Origin of the sequence: Nocardiopsis dassonvillei, from assembly GCF_964273065.1 — a bacterium.
Lineage (GTDB): Bacteria > Actinomycetota > Actinomycetes > Streptosporangiales > Streptosporangiaceae > Nocardiopsis > Nocardiopsis dassonvillei_B.
Window position 1 is genome coordinate 3,833,748 of record NZ_OZ186815.1, and the last position, 20,397, is coordinate 3,854,144.

Below are 20,397 nucleotides of genomic sequence, written 5' to 3' on the forward strand. Positions count from 1 at the left end.
TGAGGCCCGTGGGGAGCGTGATGGAGATCACTCTATAGGTGTTTCGAGGTGATAGCGGAGGCTTGTCCGGGATGGGATGGGGTTTCCCGCCGCTGGGGGTGCGGGGAAAGGGGGGGCGAAGCCGTCGCGACAGGAACGCGTCCTCTTCCCGGGGGAAAGGGGCGCTGTGTCATGCGACACCCTGCTCCGGGGCTCGAACGAGTCATCGACCTGCGAGAACGCCCGCTCTGCGTGCGGGGCTCCACTGCGGTACGCCCGGGACGGCCGCCGGCACGGCCCGGCGTCGCATCCCTCCGTGCGCGGGGGCGCCGGCCGCGCGGATCGGGGGAGGGGACGAGGGGCCCGCCCGGGGACGGGCCCCGGCGGTCACGACGTCTTCTCGGGCTTGCGCAGGTGGTGTACGAACGCGGGCGGGATGTTGGCCAGCACCCGGTCCGACCGGACCCCGTACCGGTCGATCCACTCCTGGACCACCCAGCTGGTGCGCGCCTGGCGCAGGTAGTCCTCGCGGCGGGCGATGACCGCCTTCACCTCCTTCGTGTAGAGGTAGCCGTAGAAGGAGAGGTGGCCGCCCGGGCGCAGCACCTCGAAGTAGTACTCCAGGATCTCCCGGACGGAGTCGGCGGTGAAGTTCGCGAACGGCAGCCCCGACAGGATCACGTCGTAGGTGCGGTCGGTGCCCATGTCGCCGACCAGCTTGGCGTGCACCGTCGCCTGCGGGGCGATCGGCGACAGCACGGGGTCGGTCTCCAGCAGGTTCTCCAGGTGGGCGGCGAACTCGGGGTTGGCCTCCACCAGGTCCACGGTGTCGCCCGGGCGCATGGCCGGGGCGATCCCGCGGGTGATCGCGCCCGTCCCCGCGCCCACCTCCATGATGCGCAGCGGCTCGTCGGGGACCGGACGGACTCGGACGTGTTCGGCCATCGCCCGGGCCAGTGCGGGACTGCTGGGCACGATGGAGCCGGTGGCGTGGAACGTCCGCAGCGCCTGGGTGAAGAACAGCCTGGTGTCACGCAGGCGCTCGTCGAGGGCGGCCAGGGGTCCGGCGGTGCTCTTTGTCTCGGACATAACCCGAACGCTAACCCCTGGCGGTCCGCGATGGGAGGCGGCGGCGGTGCCGTGCCGTGAATTACCGGTGTGGACCATCCCACGGGGGGTTCGGGAACCGCCGGGGGCGGCCGCCGCCCGGGCACGGCGGACCCGGCGCGGCTAGGCTGGCCCCCATGAGCGAAGCGGAGCAGGCCACCGGAACCGAGCACCCCCGGACCGCGCTGGTGACCGGTGCCTCCTCCGGGATCGGCGAGGAGTACGCGCGCCGCCTGGCCCAGCGCGGCTACGGCCTCGTGCTGGTGGCCCGGCGCAAGGAGATGCTGGAGTCGCTGGCCGAGGAGATCCGCGACCTCTACTCCACCGCCGTCGAGGTGCTCCCCGCCGACCTCGGCTCCCGTGCCGGGGTGGACGCGGTCGCCGGGCGCCTCGCCGCCGACGGGACCGACGGTCGACCCGCCGTCGACCTGCTCGTCAACAACGCCGGGCGCGGTGACGGCGGCGTGTTCGCCGAACAGGACCCCGCCGAGATCGACGCCATGCTCGACCTCAACGTGCGCGCCGTCCTGCACCTCACCCGCGCCGTGCTGCCCGTGCAGATCGCCCGCCGCGAGGCCGGGGAGCAGGCCCGCCTGGGCGTCATCACCGTGTCCTCGCTGGCCGGGGAGCCCGCCGCCAACCCCGGCGGCTCGGTGTACGGGGCGGGGAAGAAGTTCCTCACCCTGTGGAGCGAGAGCGTGTCCGCCGAGGTGCGCGGCAGGGGGGTATCCGTCACCGTGGTCCTGCCCGGGTTCGTGCGCACCGACATGACCCGGGGCGTGCAGGAGAAGGGCCTGCCCGAGTTCGCGTTCGTGCCCAAGGAGCACATCGTCCGCGACTCGCTGCGGGCGTGGGCGGCCGGTCGGTCCCACGTGGTGCCCGGCCCCCAGTACAAGACCGCCGACGGTCTGCTCAAGGTCCTGCCGCGCTCCCTGGTGCGGGTGCTCGCCCGCCGCATGGTGTGACGTGTTCCGTGCCCGCATGCTGAGACTCCTGCCCCCGCGTGCAGCGGATGGTCGCCGCACCGCCTAGGCTTGTCGGTGCACTGTCGGTCGAGGAAAGACACCATGAAGACCTTCGAAGAGCTGTTCGCCGAGCTGTCCGAGAAGGCGCGCACCCGACCCGAGGGGTCCGGGACCGTCGCCCAGCTCGACGCCGGTGTCCATGCCATCGGAAAGAAGGTCGTCGAGGAGGCCGCGGAGGTCTGGATGGCCGCCGAGTACGAATCGGACGAACAGGCCGCCGAAGAGATCTCGCAGCTCCTCTACCACCTCCAGGTCCTGATGCTGGCCCGTGGCCTGCGACTGGAAGACGTCTACAAGCATCTGTAGGTCGGCGCGCCCCGACCACGGCGCGTACGGCCGCTCGACGTCTTCGTACACGCAGAGCCAACACGAAAGCCAGACACATGCCCGACATGCTGAGAATCGCCGTGCCCAACAAGGGCCAGCTGTCCGAGCCCGCCGTCGAGATGCTGCGCGAGGCCGGGTACCGGCAGCGCAAGAGCAGTCGCGACCTGGTGATGGTCGACCCCGACAACGACACCGAGTTCTTCTTCCTGCGCCCCAAGGACATCGCCGTGTACGTCGGCGAGGGCATCCTCCAGGCCGGGATCACCGGCCGCGACATGCTGCTGGACTCCGGGGCCCCGGTGGACGAGGTGCTGCCGCTGGGGTTCGGCGGTTCCACGTTCCGGTTCGCCGCACCCGACGGCGCGAACATGAAGGTCTCCGACCTCGACGGCAAGCGGATCGCCACCTCCTTCGACGGACTGCTCCGCTCCTACCTGGACAGGCAGGGCGTCGACGCGCGCGTCATCCACCTGGACGGGGCGGTGGAGAGCTCCGTCCAGCTGGGGGTGGCCGACGCCGTCGCCGACGTGGTGTCGACCGGCACCACCCTGCGCCAGGCCGGGCTGGAGACGTTCGGGGAGCCGATCCTGGTGTCGGAGGCGGTGGTGATCCGCCCCGTGGACGCCGAGCCCGACCCCAAGTTCGACACTTTGATGCGGCGGCTGCGCGGAGTCCTGGTCGCCCGCGACTACGTGATGATGGACTACGACGTGCACGCCGAGCGCCTGGAGGCGGCGGTGGCGCTGACCCCCGGCATGGAGGGCCCCACGGTGTCCCCCCTGCACCGGGAGGGCTGGGTGGCGGTGCGGTCGATGGTGCCGCGCCGGGACGCCCAGCGGATCATGGACGACCTGTGGCAGCTGGGCGCCCGGGCGATCCTGGTGACGGACATCTACGCCTGCCGCCTCTAGGGGCGGGGGTGTGCGAGGGGTCCGCGGTGCGCCGCGGGCCCCTTCGCGTTCCCCGGTGCCGGGCCGGGGGCCCGGCGGGCCCGGGGACTTCAGGCCGGGACGACGGTGATGGTGTACTCCGTGCCGTCCCCGTGGTCCGGGATGTGGACGGACAGCACCCTGCGCTCCCCGTCCCAGGCGGAGGTCCACCCGTCCGGGGCGTCCACGGTCAGCTCGTGGTCGGGGAAGGCGTGCTCGGGGAGGTGGACCTCGGTGGGGCCGGACACCCCCTCGCGTTCGGTGAACCGGAGCCGGAACTCCGCTGAGCCGGCGTCGTAGGACACCTCCACCGGCCGGCCCGCCACCGCCCGCGGGTAGGCCCGGGACATGACCTCCACCAGCGGCCCCGGGGTGAGGCCGGTGTCCGCCCAGGGTCCCCAGCCGTCGTGGTCGTTGGACCAGTAGGCGCGGCCCGAGGCCGTCTCCTCGGTCTCCTCCAGCATGCGGCGCACGTAGGCGTCCGCGCCCGGACCCGACATGTCCAGGCCGAACTCGCCCAGCACGATCGGCGCCCGCAGGCGCTCGGCGGTGGTGCGGACGCTGTCCGACCACAGGTCGATGCTCGTGTCCACGGTCGCGCGGGAGTCGCCCTCGTAGGCCCGGCCCAGGTCCATGGGCAGCGGGTAGGCGTGCGGGGCGTAGACGATGCGGGGCGCGCCCTCGCGCGGGTCCTCCAGGTGGGGGAGCGCCGACGGGAAGCCCCAGTTCACGCCCACCGCCTGGCCCTCGACGAAGATCCAGGCGTCCTGGTCGGCCTCGCGGATGCGGGCCAGGCAGCGGCGGTACAGCTCGGCCAGGGGGCCGGCCTCGAAGTCCGGCCCCTGGAGGCTGCCGCCGAAGGGCTCGTTCATGAGGTCGTAGCCCAGGACGGCGGGCTCGTCGGCGAAGCGGGCGGCCACGTGGTTCCAGGCGGCGGCGTAGTCGTCCATGAGGTACGGGTGGTCGCCGGTGGTGTTCCAGAAGTGGTCGAAGGAGCGCACGACGCCCGGCTCCAGGTAGACCAGCTCCCACATGTCCCGCGACTCCACCGGCAGGCCGTCGTTGTGGGTCGCCCAGCGCGGGGCGCCGTTGCCGGAGTGCTCCTCGGGGCTGGTGTGGCGGCCGTAGAGGTCCTGGTGCATGTCGAGGAGGACGTGGTAGCCGCGTTCGGCGTACCAGTCGACGCGCTCGGCGACGGCGTCGAGGTAGGCCTCGTCGTAGACGCCGCGCTCGGGCTCCAGGGCCTGCCACTGGATGAGGAAGCGGACGAAGTTGGTGCCCATGAGGTCGTACTCGGTCTGCACGGCCTCCTCGGTGATCCAGGGGAGGCGGGCCGGGTCCGACTTGGCCGATCCCGAGGTGTTGAAGCCGTGCAGGAACAGGGCGCGCCCGCGGTCGTCGGTGATGTAGCGGGTGGGGCCCGGGTCGTTCCGGGTGGCCACGGCGATCAGGCCGGGGAGCAGGATCAGGACGGCGAGGACCGCCGGGAGACGTTGCAAGTCGCGTCCTTCGGGGGGGTGGGGAAGGGAGACGTACGTCACTATCCTGCAAAACGTGAATCTTATTCGCAATATCCCGGCGGCCACGTCCGCCGCCGCGCTGCTCCCGTGCCTGCTGTTCGGCTCCGGCGGGTTCCTGACCCTGCTGGGCGCGTGGAACGCCTGGCTGCTGCTGCCCAGCGCCCTGGGCGCGCCGTTCGCCGTCCCCGGGCTGCGCTTCGCGCCGCTGGGCGAGAAGCCGCTGTCGGCGCTGCTCACGGAACTGGCCGGGGTCGCCGTGCTCGTCGCCGTCGTGTGGTGGACGACGGCCCGGTCCGTGGCGCGCCGGCCCGACGCCTCCGCCGGGCGGGCGTTCCTCGCCGGGTGGGGCGCGTTCGCCCTCGGGGCCGCGGCCGCCGGGGCGCCCCGCGCCCTGGTCCCCGCCTGGGAGATGGGGCTCGGGCCCGCCGGGTGGTACGCGATGCTCGCGGGCGGGCTGGTCACCGGGCTGCTGTGGGGTTCGACACTGGGCTGGATCTGCGGGGCGGCCCGGCTCGCCGTCCGGCCCCGGGTCGCCGCCGCGGGCTGAAGGCCCACCCGGGTCGGGGTTTCGGTCGCACCCGAACCCGTCATCCGTCGGTTCGATGGTGTTCACGCACGGTTCGTCCCCAGTGATCCCCCGTGGCCGAAGGTGGTCGTTTCCGGGGGAGGACTCCGGCACTGACGGAGGACTGTGTCACGATGCCCGAATGATCGAAGACTTCCGCCGCGCCGTCGCCGACGTCGTGGAGGCCGCCCAGTCGAGGCCCCACGACGTTCTACCGCTCGCCGGAACGCTGTTCCAGCTGGCCGGGCACGTACCCGTCGAGGAGCGGGCCGCGGCGCTCGCCGCCATCGCCGAACGTCTCCGCACGCCGGAGCGGATCGCCCTGGGCGCCGTCGCCGACCTGTCGGTGCTGTGCGGCGCCCTCGTCGAGGTGGGGACCCCCGCGGGGCCCGCCGGGGTCGAGATCACCCGCCGTGCCCGCGAGGTGGGCGGGCAGGCGCTGCGGTTCGCGGACGCCTGGGAGAGCACGGGCGGCGACGCGCCGCCCCACCCGCGGGAGACCGGCGAGTCGCACCGGGCGCGGGTGACCCCGGTGCTCGGCGACGCCGACATGTACTCGCTCGCCTCGTGGGCGACCATGCAGCCGTACGGGATCGCGATCCGCGCCGTGCTGGGCGACGCCGGGGTGCGCGCCGCGCTGCGCGAGGACCCGCGGGGGTTCGCCGAGCTGCTGGCGCTGGCCGCCCGGATGAGCCGCCACGTCGAGGAGTTCGGCGAGGTCCACGAGCTGCTGCTGATGGCCGAGACCGACCGGCTGCTGGTCCTGGACCGGGCCTCGGGGCGTGCCTTCCGGGTGCGCTTCGACGGGGTCGGGGACAACTTCCAGCTGCACACGCTGCTGGCCGACGCTCTCATCGGCCCGGAGGGGCGGGGCGTGCCGGGGCAGCGGCCGATGCCGGACTGGGTGGCCTCGGCCACCGACCTGCAGGACGACCCGCGGCTGTCGATCGTCGAGGGGCAGTGGGACCTGGTCGGCGGCGACGGGACCTGGGTGGGCAACGAGGCCACGCCGGGCGCGGTGCCGGTGGTGAACGGCGAGCGGGTGCTGGTGCTGGAGCAGATCTCCCTCAAGCACACCTGGCGCACCGGCCGCCGCCACCCGCACATCCCGGGACGGCTGTGGGTCGAGGAGGAGCTGGGGCGCGACGAGGCCGCCGCCTGGTGGGGGAGGGTGCACCCGGCGGGCACCGTCGTGCACCCGCTGGTGCAGAGCCAGGAGGAGACGTCCCCGGTGGTCGACGTGCCGCCGGAGGAGACGCCCGGGCCGTGGAGCCCCGCCGCCGACGCGCCTCCGGCGCGGGACGGCCGCGGCGGGCTCGACTCGTGGAACCCGACGCAGGAGCCCCGGTCGCCGGCGCAGCCCGAACCCTGGGAGGCGCGGTCCGAGCGGGGCTCGGGCGATGACGACTCCTGGGGCTCCGTCCGGGCTTCGGGAACCGGGGACCCGGCGGGCCCGGGTGGTGCTTCGGGTGGGCAGCCGCCTGCTGGTGCCTCTGGGTACGGCGGTTCTGAAGGTTCCTCTGTTCACGGCGGTGCCGCCGGGACGTCGGGTGCCCATGGCGCCTCCGGGTACGGCGGGTCTGCCGGAGAGGCCGCGCACGGTGGATCCGCTGGGACGCCTGGTGCTGCGGGGGCTTCGGGTGCCCATGGTGCCTCCGGGTACGGCGGGCCTGCCGGAGGGCCCGCGCACGGTGGGCCTGCTGGGCCTTCGGGTGCGGGCGGTGCTTCGGGTGGGCAGCCGTCTGCTGGTGCCTCTGGGTACGGCGGTACCGAAGGTTTCTCTGTTCACGGAGGGGCTGCCGGGACGTCGGGTGCCCATGGCGCCTCCGGGTACGGCGGGCTTGTCGGTGCGGGTGGTGCTTCCGGGGGCCAGCTGGCCGGTGGCGCCCCTGGATACGGCGGTGCTGCCGGTCCGTCCGGGCAGGGTGGGCCTTCGGGCGTGAGTGATGCTTCGGGTGGTCGGCCGTCCGCTGGGGTACCCGGTGCTGCGGGGGCTTCGGGTGCCCATGGTGCCTCCGGGTACGGCGGGCCTGCCGGAGGGCCCGCGCACGGTGGGCCTGCTGGGCCTTCGGGTGCGAGTGGTGCTTCGGGTGGGCAGCCGTCTGCTGGTGCCCCTGGGTACGGCGGTTCTGAAGGTTCCTCTGTTCACGGGGGTGCCGCCGGAACCTCGGGCGCCCACGGTGTCCCTGGATACGGCGGTGCTGCCGGTCCGTCCGGGCAGGGTGGGCCTTCGGGCGTGAGTGATGCTCCGGCCGCCCGACCGCCCGCCGGGACCTGGGGTGCCCATGATGCCTCCGGGTACGGCGGCGTCGGAGGTGCGCCTGCTCAGGGCGGGGGCTCGGCGGCCACCGGTGCGCACGGTGCCCCTGCTTACGAGGGCGTCTCCGGTGACTCCGGGCACGGCGGGCCCCTCGGGGGGACCGACACCTCGGGCGGGCGGTACGCCACCGGTGCCCAGGAGTCCTGGGATTCCCCCGGGAGCGGCTCGGCGGCCGTGCCGCCGGGGGCCTCCCTGGTGCCGCCGCCCCCCGCCGACAAGTGGGAGGTCGAGCCGGAGCCGTCGATCGCCGAGGGCCCCGGGGCGGATCGCGAGCCGCCCGGCGCCGGCCTGCTGGAGCCGATGCCGGAGGGCGTCTCCGACAGCAGCGGCTGGGGCCCCTCCTGGAAGTCCTGACCGCCGGGCACCCGTGCCCGCCTGGTGCGGCCCCGGGGGGCACGACTCAGGGGGCGATGGGTTCCGGGACGGGGCGCGACCGGAGGGCGGCCCGGGCCGGCGGGATCTGGAGGGGGACGCGCCCCCGGGCTACGGGGCGGCTGTCGGACGGCCGCCCCGTGCCCGGGTCCAGCGCCATCCGCCCGTCGGCGGGCTGCGGGCCGGGCGTCCCCGGTGGCGACGCCCCTGCGTGCACCCGGGCGCGCGGTGCGGGCGGGGACCGCGGCATGATCGCCCCGAACGGTTCGGGAACCGCGGAGTGCGGCGCGCCCGACGCCGGGAACAGGCCGCCCGGCGGGTACGGGGCGGCCGTGTGCGGTCTCCCCATCACGACACCCGGGAGCCATGGAACGCGGAAGGGTCCGGCGGCGGCGCTTTCCCGGGCCGCCGACACGAAGGGTCCCCGGGCGGGCACAATGGCGGGATGGAGACACGGCAGGTGACGGAGGAGAGGGAGACGCTCGCCCGGGTCACGGGGGAGACGGGCGGCGACCTGGTGCTGCGCCGGGAGGGCGCGCACTACGAGATCTACAGCAACGGCGTGTTCCTCATGGACACCCGGGACGGTACCTCCGAGCGGGAGATGGTCCGCGCGAGCCTGGCCGCCCTGCCCCGGGGCCGCTCCCGGGCTCGGGTCCTCATCGGCGGCCTGGGGGTGGGCTTCTCGGCCCGGGAGGCGCTCGACGACCCCCGGGTCTCCCTGGTGGAGGTCGTCGAGCTGGAGCCGCACGTGATCGCCTGGCACGACGGGGAACTGGGCGAGGCCGCGGGGTACGTGCACCGCGACCCCCGCTGCCGGGTGCACAACGCCGACATCGTCGCCTGGACCGAGGCGGCCGCCGGGCGGTCGCAGCGCTACGAGGCGATCTGCCTGGACACCGACAACGGCCCGGACTGGACGGTGACCGAGGCCAACGACCGCCTGTACCGGGCGGCGGGGCTGGACCTGCTCGGCGGGCTGCTGGCCCCGGGCGGGGTGCTGGCGTTCTGGAGCGCCAACGCGGTGGACTCCTTCGAGGCGCTGCTGCGCGAGCGCTTCGCCCGGGTGGACGTGCTCGAGGTGCCGGTGGCCCGGGGCGTCCCGGACACCGTCTACCTGGCCCGGGAGCCCTGAGCCCGGCGGGCCGGGCTCAGCTCCGGGAGGACATGAACCGGGCGAACTCCTCCAGGGAGATACGGGAGTCGCCGTCGGAGTCCATGGCGCGGACGGTGTCGGCGGCCTGCTCCGCGGTGCACTCGTCACCCAGGTTGCGCATGAGGGCGACCAGCTCGTCGGCGGAGATGCGGCCGTCGCCGTCGCTGTCGACGAGGGCGAAGGTGGCGGCGTACTCGGAGGTCTCGGGCATTGTCTCTCCCAGTCGGGGGTCCGTTGGTGCGCAAAAGGCTACAGGTAGGACGAAGGGCCGCGCCGGGCGGTTCGCGCACCGGTGCGGCCCTCGGGTACCGCCGGGGTCACTTGCCGACGGACGCCCGGGAGCCGATCCAGCGGGCGATCACCGTGAAGAGCAGCACCAGCACGAACAGGCACAGTGCCGCGCCCCACGCGCGGTCGATGCCCGCCTCGAACGGCTGGGCCGCGCCCCGGTACAGCTGCATCGGCACGGCGCCCTGCGGGGAGCCCTGGAACGCGGTGACGATGATGCCGGTGCCGAACGCCGTCAGCAGCAGCGGCGCGGTCTCGCCGATGCCGCGGGCGACCGCCAGCATCGAGCCGGTGGTCAGGCCGGGGGCCGCGGCGGGCAGCACCGTGTGCACGATGGTCTGCCACTTGCGGGCGCCCAGGCCGTAGCTGGCGTTGCGGATCTCGTTCGGGACCAGGCGGAGCATCTCCTCGGCGGAGCGCGTGACGATCGGCAGCATCATCACCGCGATCGCGACGGCGCCCACGAACGTGCCGAAGCCCATCCCGCCCCAGCCGATCACCAGCAGGCCGTAGACGAACAGACCCACGAAGATCGACGGGATACCGGTCATGACGTCGGTGAAGAAGCGGATCGCGCCGGTCAGCCGGTTGGGCCCGTACTCCACGATGTACACGGCGGTGGCGATGCCGAACGGGATCGACATCGCGACGGCGAGCAGCATGATGTACAGCGTGCCGAAGAACCCGGCCGCGTAGCCGCCGCCCTCGCGGCGGGGCGGGGGCTCGGTGGCGGTGAAGAACTCCAGGTTCACCACGCCGATGCCGCGCCGCGTGACCTCGAAGATGATGAGGAGCAGCGGGATCATCGCGAGGATCATCGCGCCGGTCAGGACGACCGTGGCCGCGCGGTTCTTGAACCGCCGGTAGCCGGTGCCGGGCGGGCGCACGCTCAGCGGGACGTGCTGCGCCGGGGTCGGGGGTGTGGTGGTCGCGGTGCTCATACTGCGGCGTCTCCCGTGAACTGCCCCAGGCGCCACACGACGACGCGGGCCAGGACGTTGATGATCATCGTGACGAGGAAGAGGGCGACACCGATCGCCATCAGCGCGGTCCGGGTCTCCGGCGAGGACTCGCCGAAGGTCGCCGCGATGTGCGAGGCCATGCTGCTGCCGGTGCCGAAGAGGCTGGCGCCCCACGACTGCGAGCCGCCGATCAGCATCAGGACGGCGATCGTCTCACCGAGGGCGCGGCCCAGGCCCAGCATGGTCGCGGCGACGATGCCGGAGAAGCTGGAGGGCAGCACGACCTTGGTGATGACCTCCCACCGGGTGGAGCCCAGCGCGTAGCCGGCCATCTGCTGCTCCAGCGGCTGCACCGCGATGACCTCGCGGATGATGGCGGTCATGATCGGCAGGATCATGATGGCCAGCACGATGCCCGCGGGGAAGTAGCCGACGCCGCGCACCGGGCCCTCGAAGAGGAAGAACCATCCCAGCGTGGACTCGACCAGGTCGAAGAAGGGCCGCATCACGTTCGGCAGGAACCAGTGCAGGCCCCACAGGCCGAAGATGACGCTGGGCACCGCCGCCAGCAGCTCCACCGTGTAGGAGAGCGGCTTGGCGAGGCGGCGCGGGGCCAGGTGGGTCAGGTAGAGGGCGACCATGATGGCCAGGGGCAGCGCGATGGTGATCGCGATGGCCGCGGTGATCAGGGTGCCGTAGATGAACGGCCACGCCCCGTAGGTACCGGTGATCTCGGTACGGGAGCCGCCTGCCGACCAGTCCTCCCCGAGGAGGAAGCCGAAGAAGCCCTCCTTGGCGAACACCGGCCACGCCTCTGTGGTGGTCCGGATGACCATCAGCGCCAGGATGACCAGCACGATGGTCCCGCAGGCGGCGACGGTCCACTTGAAGATCGGGTCGGCCAGCCGCCCTCTGCCGGACGCCAAGGTCCTCCGCGGGGAGTCCTCGGGGGCCTGCGGGGCCTCGGGGGCCTCGGTGGGCATGTGCTTCTCCTCTGTGGCTTTCGTGGGGAGTGGAGAGCGTTCCGGCCCCGGCACCACGGGGCGGAGGAGGGTCTGGGGCGGCGGCCGGGCCGGTGGCCCGGCCGCCGCGGGCGGTCTCCGCGGGGGCGGGGGATCCCCGCCCCCGCGGAGGGGGCCGCTAGTTGGAGGAGTTGGTCTTCTCCAGCTCGGCGACGACGCGCTCGGTCAGGCTCTCACCCAGGGGGGCGTAGCCCAGCTCACCGGCCAGGGAGCGGGCGCCCTCGTCGGTCAGCGCCCAGGTCCAGAAGTCGATGATCGCGTCGGCGTTGGCCTGCTCGTAGCCGCAGGTGTAGGTGAAGATCCAGTTGGAGCCGGCGATCGGGTAGCCCTCGCCGCCGACGTTGTCGATCGCGAACTGGAAGTTGTCGGGGATGTCGAGCTCCTCGGAGGCGGCGATGGTGGCCTCCAGGGTGGGCTCGATCGGGGTGCCGTCCTCGTTCACGACCTGGGCGACGGCCAGGCCGGCCTCCTGGGCGAAGGACTGGTTGACGTAGCCGAGGCCGCCGGGGTTCTGGGTGATGCCCTGGGCGACGCCGTCGTTCTGCTGGCCGCCGACCAGGCCGTCGGCCCAGTCGAGCTCCTTGCCCTCGCCGTACTTGTCGGCCCACCAGTCCACCTCGGTGGTCAGGTAGTGGCTGAACACGTAGGTGGTGCCGGAGCTGTCGGAGCGGTGGACCGGGATGATCTCGTCGCTCGGGAGCTCCATGTCGGGGTTGAGCTCGGCGATCGCGTCGTCGTCGAAGGTGGTGATCTGGCCGTCGTAGATCTTGGCGATGGTCTCGGCGTCCAGGACCAGGCCGTCCAGGGCCTCGTTGTTGAACGCGATGACGACGGCGCCGAAGACCACCGGGAACTGGACGGCCGCGCAGCCGCGGGCCTCCTCGGCGGCGGCCAGGTCCTCTTCGTCCAGGTACTCCTCGGAGGAGCCGAAGTCGACCGTCTGCTCCAGGAACTGCTCGACGCCGGCACCGGAGCCGACGCTCTGGTAGTTGATCTGGACGCCGGGCTGCACGTCGCTGTTGTACGTGTAGATCAGGTCCTGGAAGAGCGGGTCGGGGAAGCTGGCGCCCGCGCCGGTCAGCGAAGCGCTGAGCTGCTCGGTGCCGGAGTCGCCGCCGGCGTCGCCGCCGCCGGTGTCACCGCCACCGCCGCACGCAGTGGCGAGCAGGGGGATGGCCGCCAGGACGGCGAGCTTGGAACGCCCGTTGCGCATGTCGAAGTTCTCCTCGTTGAATCACCGCTGTCGGGGCTGACGTGAAACGACGTTAAACGTGGAGAAAGTCGTGTCGCCATCGAAATGGGAGACAATTAGTGGAAGTCGGGTGAATGGCGAGTGAATGGGGGTCACATTTAGGTAACGAGCCGCGTGTGGCCGTGCCGTGCCCGGGCTGTCGCCGTGACGCATCACACCGTGATTACCTGCGGGTATGCCAAGTATGGCGGGGAGTCGGCGGTCATCGTACCGATGTTCGGGTTTTTTTCCTCATTCACTTTCGCGTGTGCCTTCGAATGAAGTGACGCGAACATGAACAAGGGGCCGCCCCGGTGTGTCGGGCGACCCTGGAGGAAAGATCAGACCATGCTTATCCGCCGTTCGCAGTGTCCAGCCGATAACCGATCCCGCGCACCGTGTGGATGAACCTGGGGCGGGCTTCGGAGTCGCCCAGTTTGTGGCGCAGCCGGCGGATGTGCACGGCGATGGTGTTGTTCACCGGGGGCAGCGGCTTGCGCCAGACCTCGGTCCACAGCTCCTCACGGCTGACCACCCGGCCGTGGTTGCGCAGCAGGAAGTCCATGATCCCGAACTCCCGCAGCGCCAGGTCCACCGGGTGGCCGTCCACGAACAGCCGGTGCCCCAGCGCGTCCAGCTCCAGCGCGCCCGAGCGCAGCGACGTCCCCGGGGCGGTGACCTGCTCCAGGTGGCCGCCGCCGTCCGATCCCGGCAGCGAACCGCGCAGCAGCGCGGCCAGCTCCGGGATGCGGTACGGGCGGTTGACGCAGGCGGTGGCCCCGGCGGCCAGCGCGCGCAGCGCCCGCTGGGAGTCGCCGGGGCCCACCCCGATGAGGATCGGGATGTCCGTGGCCCGCCGGGTCACCCGCACCAGCGTCTCCAGGTCCACCTCGGGCGGGGTCGCGCTGGTCACGATCGTGTCCGGGCGCATCAGCCCCACCCGCAGCAGAGCCTCGGCGCCGTCGACGCACACCGTGATGTCCACGTCGTGGCCGCTGAGCGAGAGCACCAGCTGGTGGGACTGCTCGGACTCCGGCTCCACCAGCAGGACCCGCAGCGGACCCTCGGCGCGCTCCACCGCGTCGTCCGGGGCGCCCGATGGGCGGGGCACGGACGTGGAGGCGGAGAGCGCGGTCATGGTCGTGGTTCCACTTCGTCGGAGGGGCGTGCCGAAGAGGCCTGGGCGGGTAGGGGCTCCGATCAGCCGAAGCGGCCGGAGATGTAGTCCTCGGTGCGCTGGTCGGCGGGCTTGCTGAAGATCGTCGCGGTCTCGTCGAACTCCACCAGGCTGCCGTAGCGCTCGCCCTGCTCGTCGACGCCCGCGGTGAAGAACGCGGTGCGGTCGGAGACGCGGGCGGCCTGCTGCATGTTGTGGGTGACGATGACGATCGTGTACTCGGCCGCCAGCTCGTACATCAGGTCCTCGATCTTGAGCGTGGCGATCGGGTCCAGCGCCGAGCAGGGCTCGTCCATGAGGATGACCTCGGGGTTCACCGCGATCGTCCGGGCGATGCAGAGCCGCTGCTGCTGGCCGCCGGAGAGGGCGAAGGCGCTCTCCTTGAGCTTGTCCTTGACCTCGTCCCACAGGGCGGCCTTGGTGAGGGTCTCCTCGACCAGGTCGTCCATGTTGCCGCGCACGCCGTTGATGCGCGGGCCGTAGGCGACGTTGTCGTAGATCGACTTGGGGAACGGGTTGGGCTTCTGGAAGACCATGCCGATGCGGCGGCGCACCTCGATGGGGTCCACGTGCGGGGCGTACAGGTCCTCGCCGTGGTACTCGACCCTGCCCTCGATGCGGGCACCGGGGATGAGGTCGTTCATCCGGTTGAGCGTGCGAAGCACCGTGCTCTTGCCGCAGCCGGAGGGGCCGATCATCGCGGTGATCTGACGCGGGCCGACCTTGAGGTCCACGTCGCGCACGGCCTTGTTGGAGCCGTAGTAGATGGAGAGGCCGGAGACGTCGAAGACGGGGTCGCCCAGTCCGGGCACCTCGCGGTTGTACCGGATGGTGTCGGGGGCGACTCCGCGACCGGAGTCGGTGCCGCGAGCGGACGCGGTGTTGCTGATGGACATGGGGCCACTTCCGGGTCGGACGGTGCTTGCGGGCTCATGGAGGGTCAACCGGCGGAGCGCGGTCGAACCCATGCAAATATGTCCGTGTGAAGCTCAGGTGAACGATCCCCGTTGCCTGAATGAACGTGGGCGGTGAACTCGGATCCGTGATGACGCGGACCGTTGCCCTCCCGTCACCGAAGCGGCCTGTCCGCCTCCATCAGGTCGGGTCCTGCCTGGTGGAGGGCCCGGGCCGGGGGTCTCCGCGGCGCGCGCGGCCGGCTTCACGGTGATTTCGGCCGTCGGCCGCCCCGGGCGGGCGGGGAGGTCGTGCTCCTCCCGTTCCGGCAGGGTGCACCGGCACGGTGCCCGCGACACCGGGCCGGGGCCGGTGGGGAACGGTTCGAGGACGTGTGCCGACCGGGGCCGGTGCGGTCGGGGCCCCGCCGGACAGGTCGGAGTGCGCGTCCCTCAGCAGCGCGGCCAGGGGGCGGCGGGCCCGTGCGCACCCACCGCGACGACGGTCACCGTACCGCGCACGGTGCGGCCTCCGACCGCTTTCTCCCCGGCCGGGGCGGGCGCCGGGTCCGCTGCCGGCCACGGCCCGCCCCGGCCGGATCCGGACACGGCGGTGCCCCGGCCGCGGGGCCGGGGCACCGGTTCCGGGACGGCGGGGCGGCCCTCAGGCGCCCGCCTCGCCGGACTGCTCGGCGATCTTCTGCTTGACCTCGTCCATGTCCAGCTCGCGGGCCTGGGTGATCAGGCTCTCCAGTGCCTCGGAGGGCAGCGCGCCCGGCTCGCTGTAGATCACGGTCTGGTCCCGCACGATCATCAGCGTCGGGATGGACTGGATCTTGAACTCGAAGGCGAGCTCGCGCTCGGCCTCGGTGTCCACCTTGGCGTGCACGATGTCGGCGTTCTTCACCGAGGACTGCTCGAAGACCGGGGCGAACTGGCGGCAGGGTCCGCACCAGTCGGCCCAGAAGTCGATGAGGACGAAGTCGTTGTTCTGCAACGTGTCCGCGAAGTTGTCCTTGGTGAGTTCGAGGGTGGCCACGGGTTCTCCTGCCGTCTGTCGGTGTCGGTCGGTCGGACCGGGGCCCGGCCGCCTTCCTCTTCGGTGCACTACAGCGATCGTGCCCACTCGTTTGTTCCACATGCCCGCGGAGCGTGTCCGAAGCGGCTCGTCGGCCTGGAAGTTTCCTACTCGACACGTGGTGCATGCCTGTTTGGGCGGAAAGTCGAGGGAAGACTACCGTCGAGGAACGGGACGGACGAGACGAAGGAGTTCCGATGAGCGCCGACGCCGCTGACGGGGACACCGGGGCGGGTGGTGACCCCGTCGACTACCGCTTCACCCTGGCCAACGAACGCACCTTCCTGGCCTGGGTGCGCACCGCGCTCGCCCTGCTGGCCGGGGCGGTGGCCGTGCTGCACCTGCTCCCCCTGGGCTGGGACCAGGCGCCGCGGACGGTGGTCGGGCTGACCCTGGCGGCCCTGGCCGCGATCATCACCGTCTACGCACCGATGCGCTGGTACCGGGTCCAGCGCATCATGCGCAACGGCGGAACCCTGAGGCTGAGCGTGCTGCCGCTGCTGACCACGTTCGCCGTGGGGATGGTGTGCCTGGTGGTCCTGCTGGGACACTTGCTGTGACCAGCCCGATCGACCGGGACGACCCCGGACTGCAACCCGAGCGCACCCTGCTCGCGTGGCAGCGCACCCTGATCCTGCTGGTCGTGGTGGGGCTGCTGTTCCTGCGCGGAGAGCTGGCGGCGGGAACCACGGCGGTCCCCCAGGCGCCGCCCCTGGTGCGGATGGCGCTGATGATCGGCTTCCTGTTCGTCGCCGGGATCGTGGGCCTGCACCTGTGGCTGAGGTGGCGGCGCAGCCGGAACGGGCTGTGCGACCCGGGCACCGGCGGGCCGCCGCCCGCGGTGGCCGCGCCCTGGGCGATGATCCTGCTCTGCTCGGCGGTCCTGGTCCTGAGCGCCGTGCAGATCCTCGCCGTACTCCTGGGCTGAGTCCGCCCGGAACGGCGCGGCACCGTGTCCGAGCGCCGCGGTCGGGGCGCGGACCGGGGCTCCGCGGCGGCGCTGGGCGCTCGCCGGGGCGCGGAACTCCGTGGGACGGCGTCCGCGCCTGTGCCGGAACGTGGTGGGGGCGGCCGGAGGCGGACGGGGCCGGGGCCGTGTGGGGGCCGGGACGCGGGAGCCGCGGCGGCCGACGGGGGGAGGGGTTCGCGCCTGTGCCGGAACGAGCCTGTGCCGGAACGTGGTGGGGGGCGGCCGGGCGGGCCTGCGGGCGGGGTGGCGCGGTCCGCCGCCGAGCGGTGACGGGTACCCGCGGAGGGCGTTCGGGGCGGGCCCTGCGCGGTCGGCCGTGTGGACCGGACGGGGTCCCGGGCGGTGGGGCCGCCGTCACGGCCCGTCCGCTCCGCGCCGCCGGGGGCGGGCCCGGGCAGGCGTGCGGACGATCGTTCCCGCGGTGCGGCGCGGGTGGTCTCCCCGGGGCAGGGGGGAGGCCTGCCCCCTGAAGAGGGGCGGGGTCTCCATGAGCGGGGATGGAGCGGATGCCCTTGGCGGGCGGTGAGGCGGGAGGGCTCACGCTCCTGCCCTGGGGCGGGCGGAGAGCGGCCGGGCCGGTTCTCAGACGGGCTGCGGAACGGTGTCCTGCGCCCGGCGGTGCTCCACGATCGAGCCGATGATGGCGTTGAGGTCGTGGACGGGCTCGTAGCCCACGAGGCCCCTGGCCAGCGAGGTGTCCGGGTAGCGGCGCTGCATGTCCTCGTAGCCCTCGCCGTAGGCCTCGTCGTAGTCGATGTAGACGATCTCGCTGTCCGAACCGGTCAGCTCCACCACGCGGTCGGCCAGCCCCTTGATGGACACCTCCTCGTGCCCGCCCAGGTTGACCGCCCGGTTGTAGGCCGCCGGGGTGTCCATCAGCCGCAGCATCCCGGGCACCACGTCGTACACCGAGCCGAAGCAGCGGCGCTGGGCCCCCGTTCCGTACACCGTGATGGGCCGCCCGGACAGCGCCTGGTCGACGAACCGCGGCACGACCATGCCGTAGCGGCCGGTCTGGCGCGGGCCCACGACGTTGAAGAAGCGGGTGATCACGCACGGGACACCGGACTCGGAGCCGTGCACGTAGGCCACCAGCTCGTCCAGGCCCTTGGCGGCCGCGTAGGACCAGCGGCTCTTGGTGGCCGAACCGTAGATGCGGTCGTCGTCCTCCTTGAGCCCGTCCGCGTCGTTCTTGCCGTACACCTCGCTGGTGGACGCGACCATGTAGGGCACCCGGTGGGCGACCGCGGCCTCCACCACGTTCTCCGTGCCGTGCAGGTTGATCCGCAGGGACCGCAGAGGGTTGTCCACGATGTTGTAGACGCCCACCGCCGCGGCCAGGTGGAACACGGTGTCGGCCTCCGCGACCAGGTCGTCGACCAGGGCCCGGTCCAGGATGTCCCCTTGTACGAAGCGGAAGCCGGGCACGTCCCGCAGTTGGACCAGGTTCTCCAGGGACCCGGTCGACAGGTCGTCCAGGACGACCACCTCGTGTCCCTGTGCGACCAGGTGGTCGCACAGGTGCGAGCCGATGAACCCGGCTCCTCCGGTGACTACGGCCTTCATGGTTTCCCCTCCACTTTCAGGCGTTGGAACTCGTCTTCTTCACGGGGGTGATGGCGCGAAACGGGATGGGTGAGGGAGTCTTCGGTGCCGGGGCGGGGACCGGCGCCGCTCAGGCCAGGCAGCGCAGGATGTGGAAACCCTCGCCGAAGGCGACGCCGGCCTGCATGCCGCGCAGGACGGCCAGGCTGCGCAGGGTCAGCTCCGAGCGGGTGTGGGGATGGCGGTGGCTCTGGGACCCGTACAGCTCCATGCCGAGGAGCTTGTCCCCCATCTCCTTCTCGGACAGCTCGACGATGAGGTTGGGGGAGGGCGCCTGCTCCAGCCGCCACTGGTCGGCGGCCTCCTCGTAGGCCATGACCAGGCGGGGGTGGTGCCGCACCGTCCGGTCGGAGGGGCGCAGCGCGGTGTGCACCGCCTCGGCGGTCACCTGGTGGTCCTGGTTGTAGCTGGTCCTGTGGGGGGCCACGACCATGGTGGGGCGCAGCCGGGAGATGGAGAGCGGACTGGTGCTCTCGATGATCTGGGTGAGGTCCACGCGGGGGACGGCGTCCAGGCGCAGGTGGTACTCGTCACCGGGCAGGGCCATGTGCCAGTCGTCCCAGCGGAAGTGGTCCGCGACCTTCTTGATCTCGGCGTAGCGCTCCTCCGCGGTGGAGAAGCCCTTCGGCGACTGGTCTGCGGTGTCCCCGACGGTCATGAACTGCACGAAGACCTCGGCGCCCGCGGATTTGGCCTTGCTCATGAGGCCGCCGCAGCCGAGCGTCTCGTCGTCGGGGTGGGGTGCGAAGACCAGGATGCGTTCCTGGCACCAGTCCGTTGTCATGCTGCTTTCCCGTCCTTTGCCTACCGAATGGGGGATGCGCGCCCGCGGTCGGCGGGGCGGTCGCGGGGCGCCTGTGACACGGCGGTCGCGGCCGCCACGGAGAGATCGGTTCGTGTGGAGATCAGTCCTGTGCTCTCGCCCGGCGGAGGATCTCCAGGGCGTCGGGACCTGCGTTGAGCAGCAGGTCGAGCGCCGACAGCCGGGGAACGAAGTCGTCGGCCTCACGCTGGTGCTGGCGGTAGACCGGATGCCGGAACCCCTGCCACTCGACGTCGATCCCGTAGCGCAGCAGGATCTGCGGGTCGAGGTAGTCCCGGGCGCCGTCGCCGGACAGCATGACGTCCGCTCCGGCCTTGGTGCAGATCTGGGCCAGCAGCTCGCTCTTGCGGCCCGGGAAGTCACCGATCTCGCTCGCGCGCAGGATCGGCGTGTCGATGCCGAAGCCGCGCATCACCATCCGGGTGGTCGCGATGGCGAGGTCCGCGAGGCTGTCCCACTCCGTTTCGTACAGGTGGGCGATTTCTTCCCTGTATTGGTTCCAGTAGGGCGTCTTGGGGTAGCAGTGCTCCGCCAGTGCCTTGTAGTGCTTCTCCCTCCATTTCTGGCTGTTGTCAATGACTTTGTCCAGAATCAGGTCGTCTCGGCTGCCTTGTGTCACCGGAACTGTCAATAGTGTCGGACGGCCACGTCCGGCCACATAGTTGCGGTTTTGCCAGCCTCGCCGTTCGAACTGGACCGTATCGAGGATGACGAAACGGTCGCAGCGGTCGAGTTTGTCGATCGTTCCCAGCCACGGCAGGTAGTGCGGCTGATGGATCGCCACCCGGACGCGCCGGTCCGGGGAGGAGTCCGTACCGGTCAGAGGGCCGGTACCGGGTTCTCGACCCGAGTCGGTCGGAGCGGGTTCGGGTGATGGAGAAGCAGAATCGCCGATCACGCCGTGCACTCTCCTTGTCTCCGTCCGTCGCGGATCACGCGGGGCCCGGGAGGCCCGGGCCGGCCGGGGATAAACCGACGGCGCGTACGCCCCCGGTCCCCGGTCCCAAATATCTTCTAATGGGTACCACTTCACGCAAGCCCGTGTATA

The 20,397-nt window shown here is 72.0% G+C and carries 20 protein-coding genes; 8 read left to right on the forward strand and 12 right to left on the reverse strand.

The window, feature by feature from the left end:
* Nucleotides 1–366: 366 nt before the first annotated feature.
* Nucleotides 367–1,068 carry a class I SAM-dependent methyltransferase gene (locus ACSUPR_RS17055; RefSeq protein ID WP_436885596.1) on the reverse strand — a complete coding sequence of 234 codons (702 nt, stop codon included), beginning with the start codon at nucleotides 1,066–1,068 and terminating at the stop codon, nucleotides 367–369.
* 155 nt (nucleotides 1,069–1,223) lie between these two features.
* Between ACSUPR_RS17055 and ACSUPR_RS17060 the strand changes: the two genes are divergently transcribed.
* From ACSUPR_RS17060 to hisG, 3 genes are all read left to right on the forward strand, one after another.
* Entirely contained in the window at nucleotides 1,224–2,051 is an 828-nt protein-coding gene (locus tag ACSUPR_RS17060; RefSeq protein WP_436885597.1) for an SDR family NAD(P)-dependent oxidoreductase, read from the forward strand.
* Nucleotides 2,052–2,153: 102 nt separating this feature from the next.
* Nucleotides 2,154–2,417: a phosphoribosyl-ATP diphosphatase gene (locus tag ACSUPR_RS17065; RefSeq protein ID WP_306367642.1), complete on the forward strand. Its 264-nt coding sequence runs from the start codon at nucleotides 2,154–2,156 to the stop codon at nucleotides 2,415–2,417.
* 77 nt (nucleotides 2,418–2,494) lie between these two features.
* Entirely contained in the window at nucleotides 2,495–3,349 is an 855-nt protein-coding gene (gene hisG, locus ACSUPR_RS17070) for an ATP phosphoribosyltransferase (RefSeq protein WP_436885598.1), read from the forward strand.
* An 89-nt stretch (nucleotides 3,350–3,438) separates the two neighbouring features.
* On the opposite strand, the gene ACSUPR_RS17075 is transcribed toward hisG, so the two are convergent.
* Nucleotides 3,439–4,866: a cellulase family glycosylhydrolase gene (locus ACSUPR_RS17075; protein WP_436885599.1), complete on the reverse strand. Its 1,428-nt coding sequence runs from the start codon at nucleotides 4,864–4,866 to the stop codon at nucleotides 3,439–3,441.
* A gap of 55 nt (nucleotides 4,867–4,921) precedes the next feature.
* Between ACSUPR_RS17075 and ACSUPR_RS17080 the strand changes: the two genes are divergently transcribed.
* The 3 genes from ACSUPR_RS17080 (at nucleotide 4,922) to ACSUPR_RS17090 (ending at nucleotide 9,279) form a co-directional block, all read left to right on the forward strand.
* The gene (locus tag ACSUPR_RS17080) at nucleotides 4,922–5,434 is read left to right on the forward strand and encodes a hypothetical protein (RefSeq protein WP_436885600.1); all 513 of its coding nucleotides are present in this window, start codon (nucleotides 4,922–4,924) and stop codon (nucleotides 5,432–5,434) included.
* A gap of 160 nt (nucleotides 5,435–5,594) precedes the next feature.
* Nucleotides 5,595–8,126 carry a hypothetical protein gene (locus tag ACSUPR_RS17085; RefSeq protein ID WP_436885601.1) on the forward strand — a complete coding sequence of 844 codons (2,532 nt, stop codon included), beginning with the start codon at nucleotides 5,595–5,597 and terminating at the stop codon, nucleotides 8,124–8,126.
* Nucleotides 8,127–8,589: 463 nt separating this feature from the next.
* Nucleotides 8,590–9,279 carry a spermidine synthase gene (locus ACSUPR_RS17090; protein ID WP_436885602.1) on the forward strand — a complete coding sequence of 230 codons (690 nt, stop codon included), beginning with the start codon at nucleotides 8,590–8,592 and terminating at the stop codon, nucleotides 9,277–9,279.
* A 16-nt stretch (nucleotides 9,280–9,295) separates the two neighbouring features.
* Here ACSUPR_RS17090 and ACSUPR_RS17095 read toward each other — a convergent pair whose 3' ends face one another.
* From ACSUPR_RS17095 to trxA, 7 genes are all read right to left on the reverse strand, one after another.
* Nucleotides 9,296–9,511, reverse strand: coding sequence for an EF-hand domain-containing protein (locus ACSUPR_RS17095; RefSeq protein WP_436885603.1), 216 nt, complete (start codon nucleotides 9,509–9,511; stop codon nucleotides 9,296–9,298).
* Nucleotides 9,512–9,617: 106 nt separating this feature from the next.
* On the reverse strand, nucleotides 9,618–10,529 hold the full coding sequence (gene pstA / locus ACSUPR_RS17100; protein WP_436885604.1) for a phosphate ABC transporter permease PstA: 912 nt from the start codon (nucleotides 10,527–10,529) through the stop codon (nucleotides 9,618–9,620).
* Complete coding sequence (gene pstC / locus ACSUPR_RS17105) at nucleotides 10,526–11,533, reverse strand: phosphate ABC transporter permease subunit PstC (RefSeq protein WP_436885605.1); 1,008 nt, start codon at nucleotides 11,531–11,533, stop codon at nucleotides 10,526–10,528. The genes pstA and pstC overlap by 4 nt, the downstream gene beginning before the upstream one ends.
* Nucleotides 11,534–11,690: 157 nt before the next feature.
* A complete protein-coding gene (gene pstS, locus ACSUPR_RS17110; protein ID WP_436885606.1) occupies nucleotides 11,691–12,785 on the reverse strand; it encodes a phosphate ABC transporter substrate-binding protein PstS in 1,095 nt (364 codons plus the stop codon).
* A gap of 370 nt (nucleotides 12,786–13,155) precedes the next feature.
* A complete protein-coding gene (locus ACSUPR_RS17115; RefSeq protein WP_436885607.1) occupies nucleotides 13,156–13,941 on the reverse strand; it encodes a winged helix-turn-helix transcriptional regulator in 786 nt (261 codons plus the stop codon).
* A gap of 62 nt (nucleotides 13,942–14,003) precedes the next feature.
* Nucleotides 14,004–14,876 (reverse strand): phosphate ABC transporter ATP-binding protein PstB, encoded by an 873-nt coding sequence (pstB, locus tag ACSUPR_RS17120; protein ID WP_436885608.1) that lies wholly within the window; start codon nucleotides 14,874–14,876, stop codon nucleotides 14,004–14,006.
* Nucleotides 14,877–15,537: 661 nt separating this feature from the next.
* Nucleotides 15,538–15,912 (reverse strand): thioredoxin, encoded by a 375-nt coding sequence (gene trxA, locus ACSUPR_RS17125; RefSeq protein WP_436885609.1) that lies wholly within the window; start codon nucleotides 15,910–15,912, stop codon nucleotides 15,538–15,540.
* A 236-nt stretch (nucleotides 15,913–16,148) separates the two neighbouring features.
* Here trxA and ACSUPR_RS17130 point away from each other — a divergent pair, with 236 nt between their 5' ends.
* Entirely contained in the window at nucleotides 16,149–16,511 is a 363-nt protein-coding gene (locus ACSUPR_RS17130) for a YidH family protein (protein WP_436885610.1), read from the forward strand.
* Complete coding sequence (locus ACSUPR_RS17135; RefSeq protein ID WP_436885611.1) at nucleotides 16,508–16,879, forward strand: DUF202 domain-containing protein; 372 nt, start codon at nucleotides 16,508–16,510, stop codon at nucleotides 16,877–16,879. The genes ACSUPR_RS17130 and ACSUPR_RS17135 overlap by 4 nt, the downstream gene beginning before the upstream one ends.
* A 624-nt stretch (nucleotides 16,880–17,503) precedes the next feature.
* On the opposite strand, the gene ACSUPR_RS17140 is transcribed toward ACSUPR_RS17135, so the two are convergent.
* From ACSUPR_RS17140 to ACSUPR_RS17150, 3 genes are all read right to left on the reverse strand, one after another.
* Nucleotides 17,504–18,487 (reverse strand): NAD-dependent epimerase/dehydratase family protein, encoded by a 984-nt coding sequence (locus ACSUPR_RS17140; RefSeq protein WP_436885612.1) that lies wholly within the window; start codon nucleotides 18,485–18,487, stop codon nucleotides 17,504–17,506.
* A 109-nt stretch (nucleotides 18,488–18,596) separates the two neighbouring features.
* Complete coding sequence (locus tag ACSUPR_RS17145) at nucleotides 18,597–19,310, reverse strand: PIG-L deacetylase family protein (protein WP_436885613.1); 714 nt, start codon at nucleotides 19,308–19,310, stop codon at nucleotides 18,597–18,599.
* Between the two features lie 121 nt (nucleotides 19,311–19,431).
* On the reverse strand, nucleotides 19,432–20,133 hold the full coding sequence (locus ACSUPR_RS17150) for a WbqC family protein (protein WP_436892043.1): 702 nt from the start codon (nucleotides 20,131–20,133) through the stop codon (nucleotides 19,432–19,434).
* Between the last annotated feature and the right edge of the window lie 264 nt (nucleotides 20,134–20,397).

Bases quoted from the DNA above. Each gene is read 5' to 3' on its own strand.
- ACSUPR_RS17055 (WP_436885596.1), bottom strand. From the start codon at position 1,068: ATGTCCGAGACAAAGAGCACCGCCGGACCCCTGGCCGCCCTCGACGAG.
- ACSUPR_RS17060 (WP_436885597.1), top strand. From the start codon at position 1,224: ATGAGCGAAGCGGAGCAGGCCACCGGAACCGAGCACCCCCGGACCGCG.
- ACSUPR_RS17065 (WP_306367642.1), top strand. From the start codon at position 2,154: ATGAAGACCTTCGAAGAGCTGTTCGCCGAGCTGTCCGAGAAGGCGCGC.
- hisG (WP_436885598.1), top strand. From the start codon at position 2,495: ATGCCCGACATGCTGAGAATCGCCGTGCCCAACAAGGGCCAGCTGTCC.
- ACSUPR_RS17085 (WP_436885601.1), top strand. From the start codon at position 5,595: ATGATCGAAGACTTCCGCCGCGCCGTCGCCGACGTCGTGGAGGCCGCC.
- ACSUPR_RS17090 (WP_436885602.1), top strand. From the start codon at position 8,590: ATGGAGACACGGCAGGTGACGGAGGAGAGGGAGACGCTCGCCCGGGTC.
- ACSUPR_RS17095 (WP_436885603.1), bottom strand. From the start codon at position 9,511: ATGCCCGAGACCTCCGAGTACGCCGCCACCTTCGCCCTCGTCGACAGC.
- pstA (WP_436885604.1), bottom strand. From the start codon at position 10,529: ATGAGCACCGCGACCACCACACCCCCGACCCCGGCGCAGCACGTCCCG.
- pstC (WP_436885605.1), bottom strand. From the start codon at position 11,533: ATGCCCACCGAGGCCCCCGAGGCCCCGCAGGCCCCCGAGGACTCCCCG.
- pstS (WP_436885606.1), bottom strand. From the start codon at position 12,785: ATGCGCAACGGGCGTTCCAAGCTCGCCGTCCTGGCGGCCATCCCCCTG.
- ACSUPR_RS17115 (WP_436885607.1), bottom strand. From the start codon at position 13,941: ATGACCGCGCTCTCCGCCTCCACGTCCGTGCCCCGCCCATCGGGCGCC.
- pstB (WP_436885608.1), bottom strand. From the start codon at position 14,876: ATGTCCATCAGCAACACCGCGTCCGCTCGCGGCACCGACTCCGGTCGC.
- ACSUPR_RS17130 (WP_436885610.1), top strand. From the start codon at position 16,149: ATGAGCGCCGACGCCGCTGACGGGGACACCGGGGCGGGTGGTGACCCC.
- ACSUPR_RS17140 (WP_436885612.1), bottom strand. From the start codon at position 18,487: ATGAAGGCCGTAGTCACCGGAGGAGCCGGGTTCATCGGCTCGCACCTG.
- ACSUPR_RS17145 (WP_436885613.1), bottom strand. From the start codon at position 19,310: ATGACAACGGACTGGTGCCAGGAACGCATCCTGGTCTTCGCACCCCAC.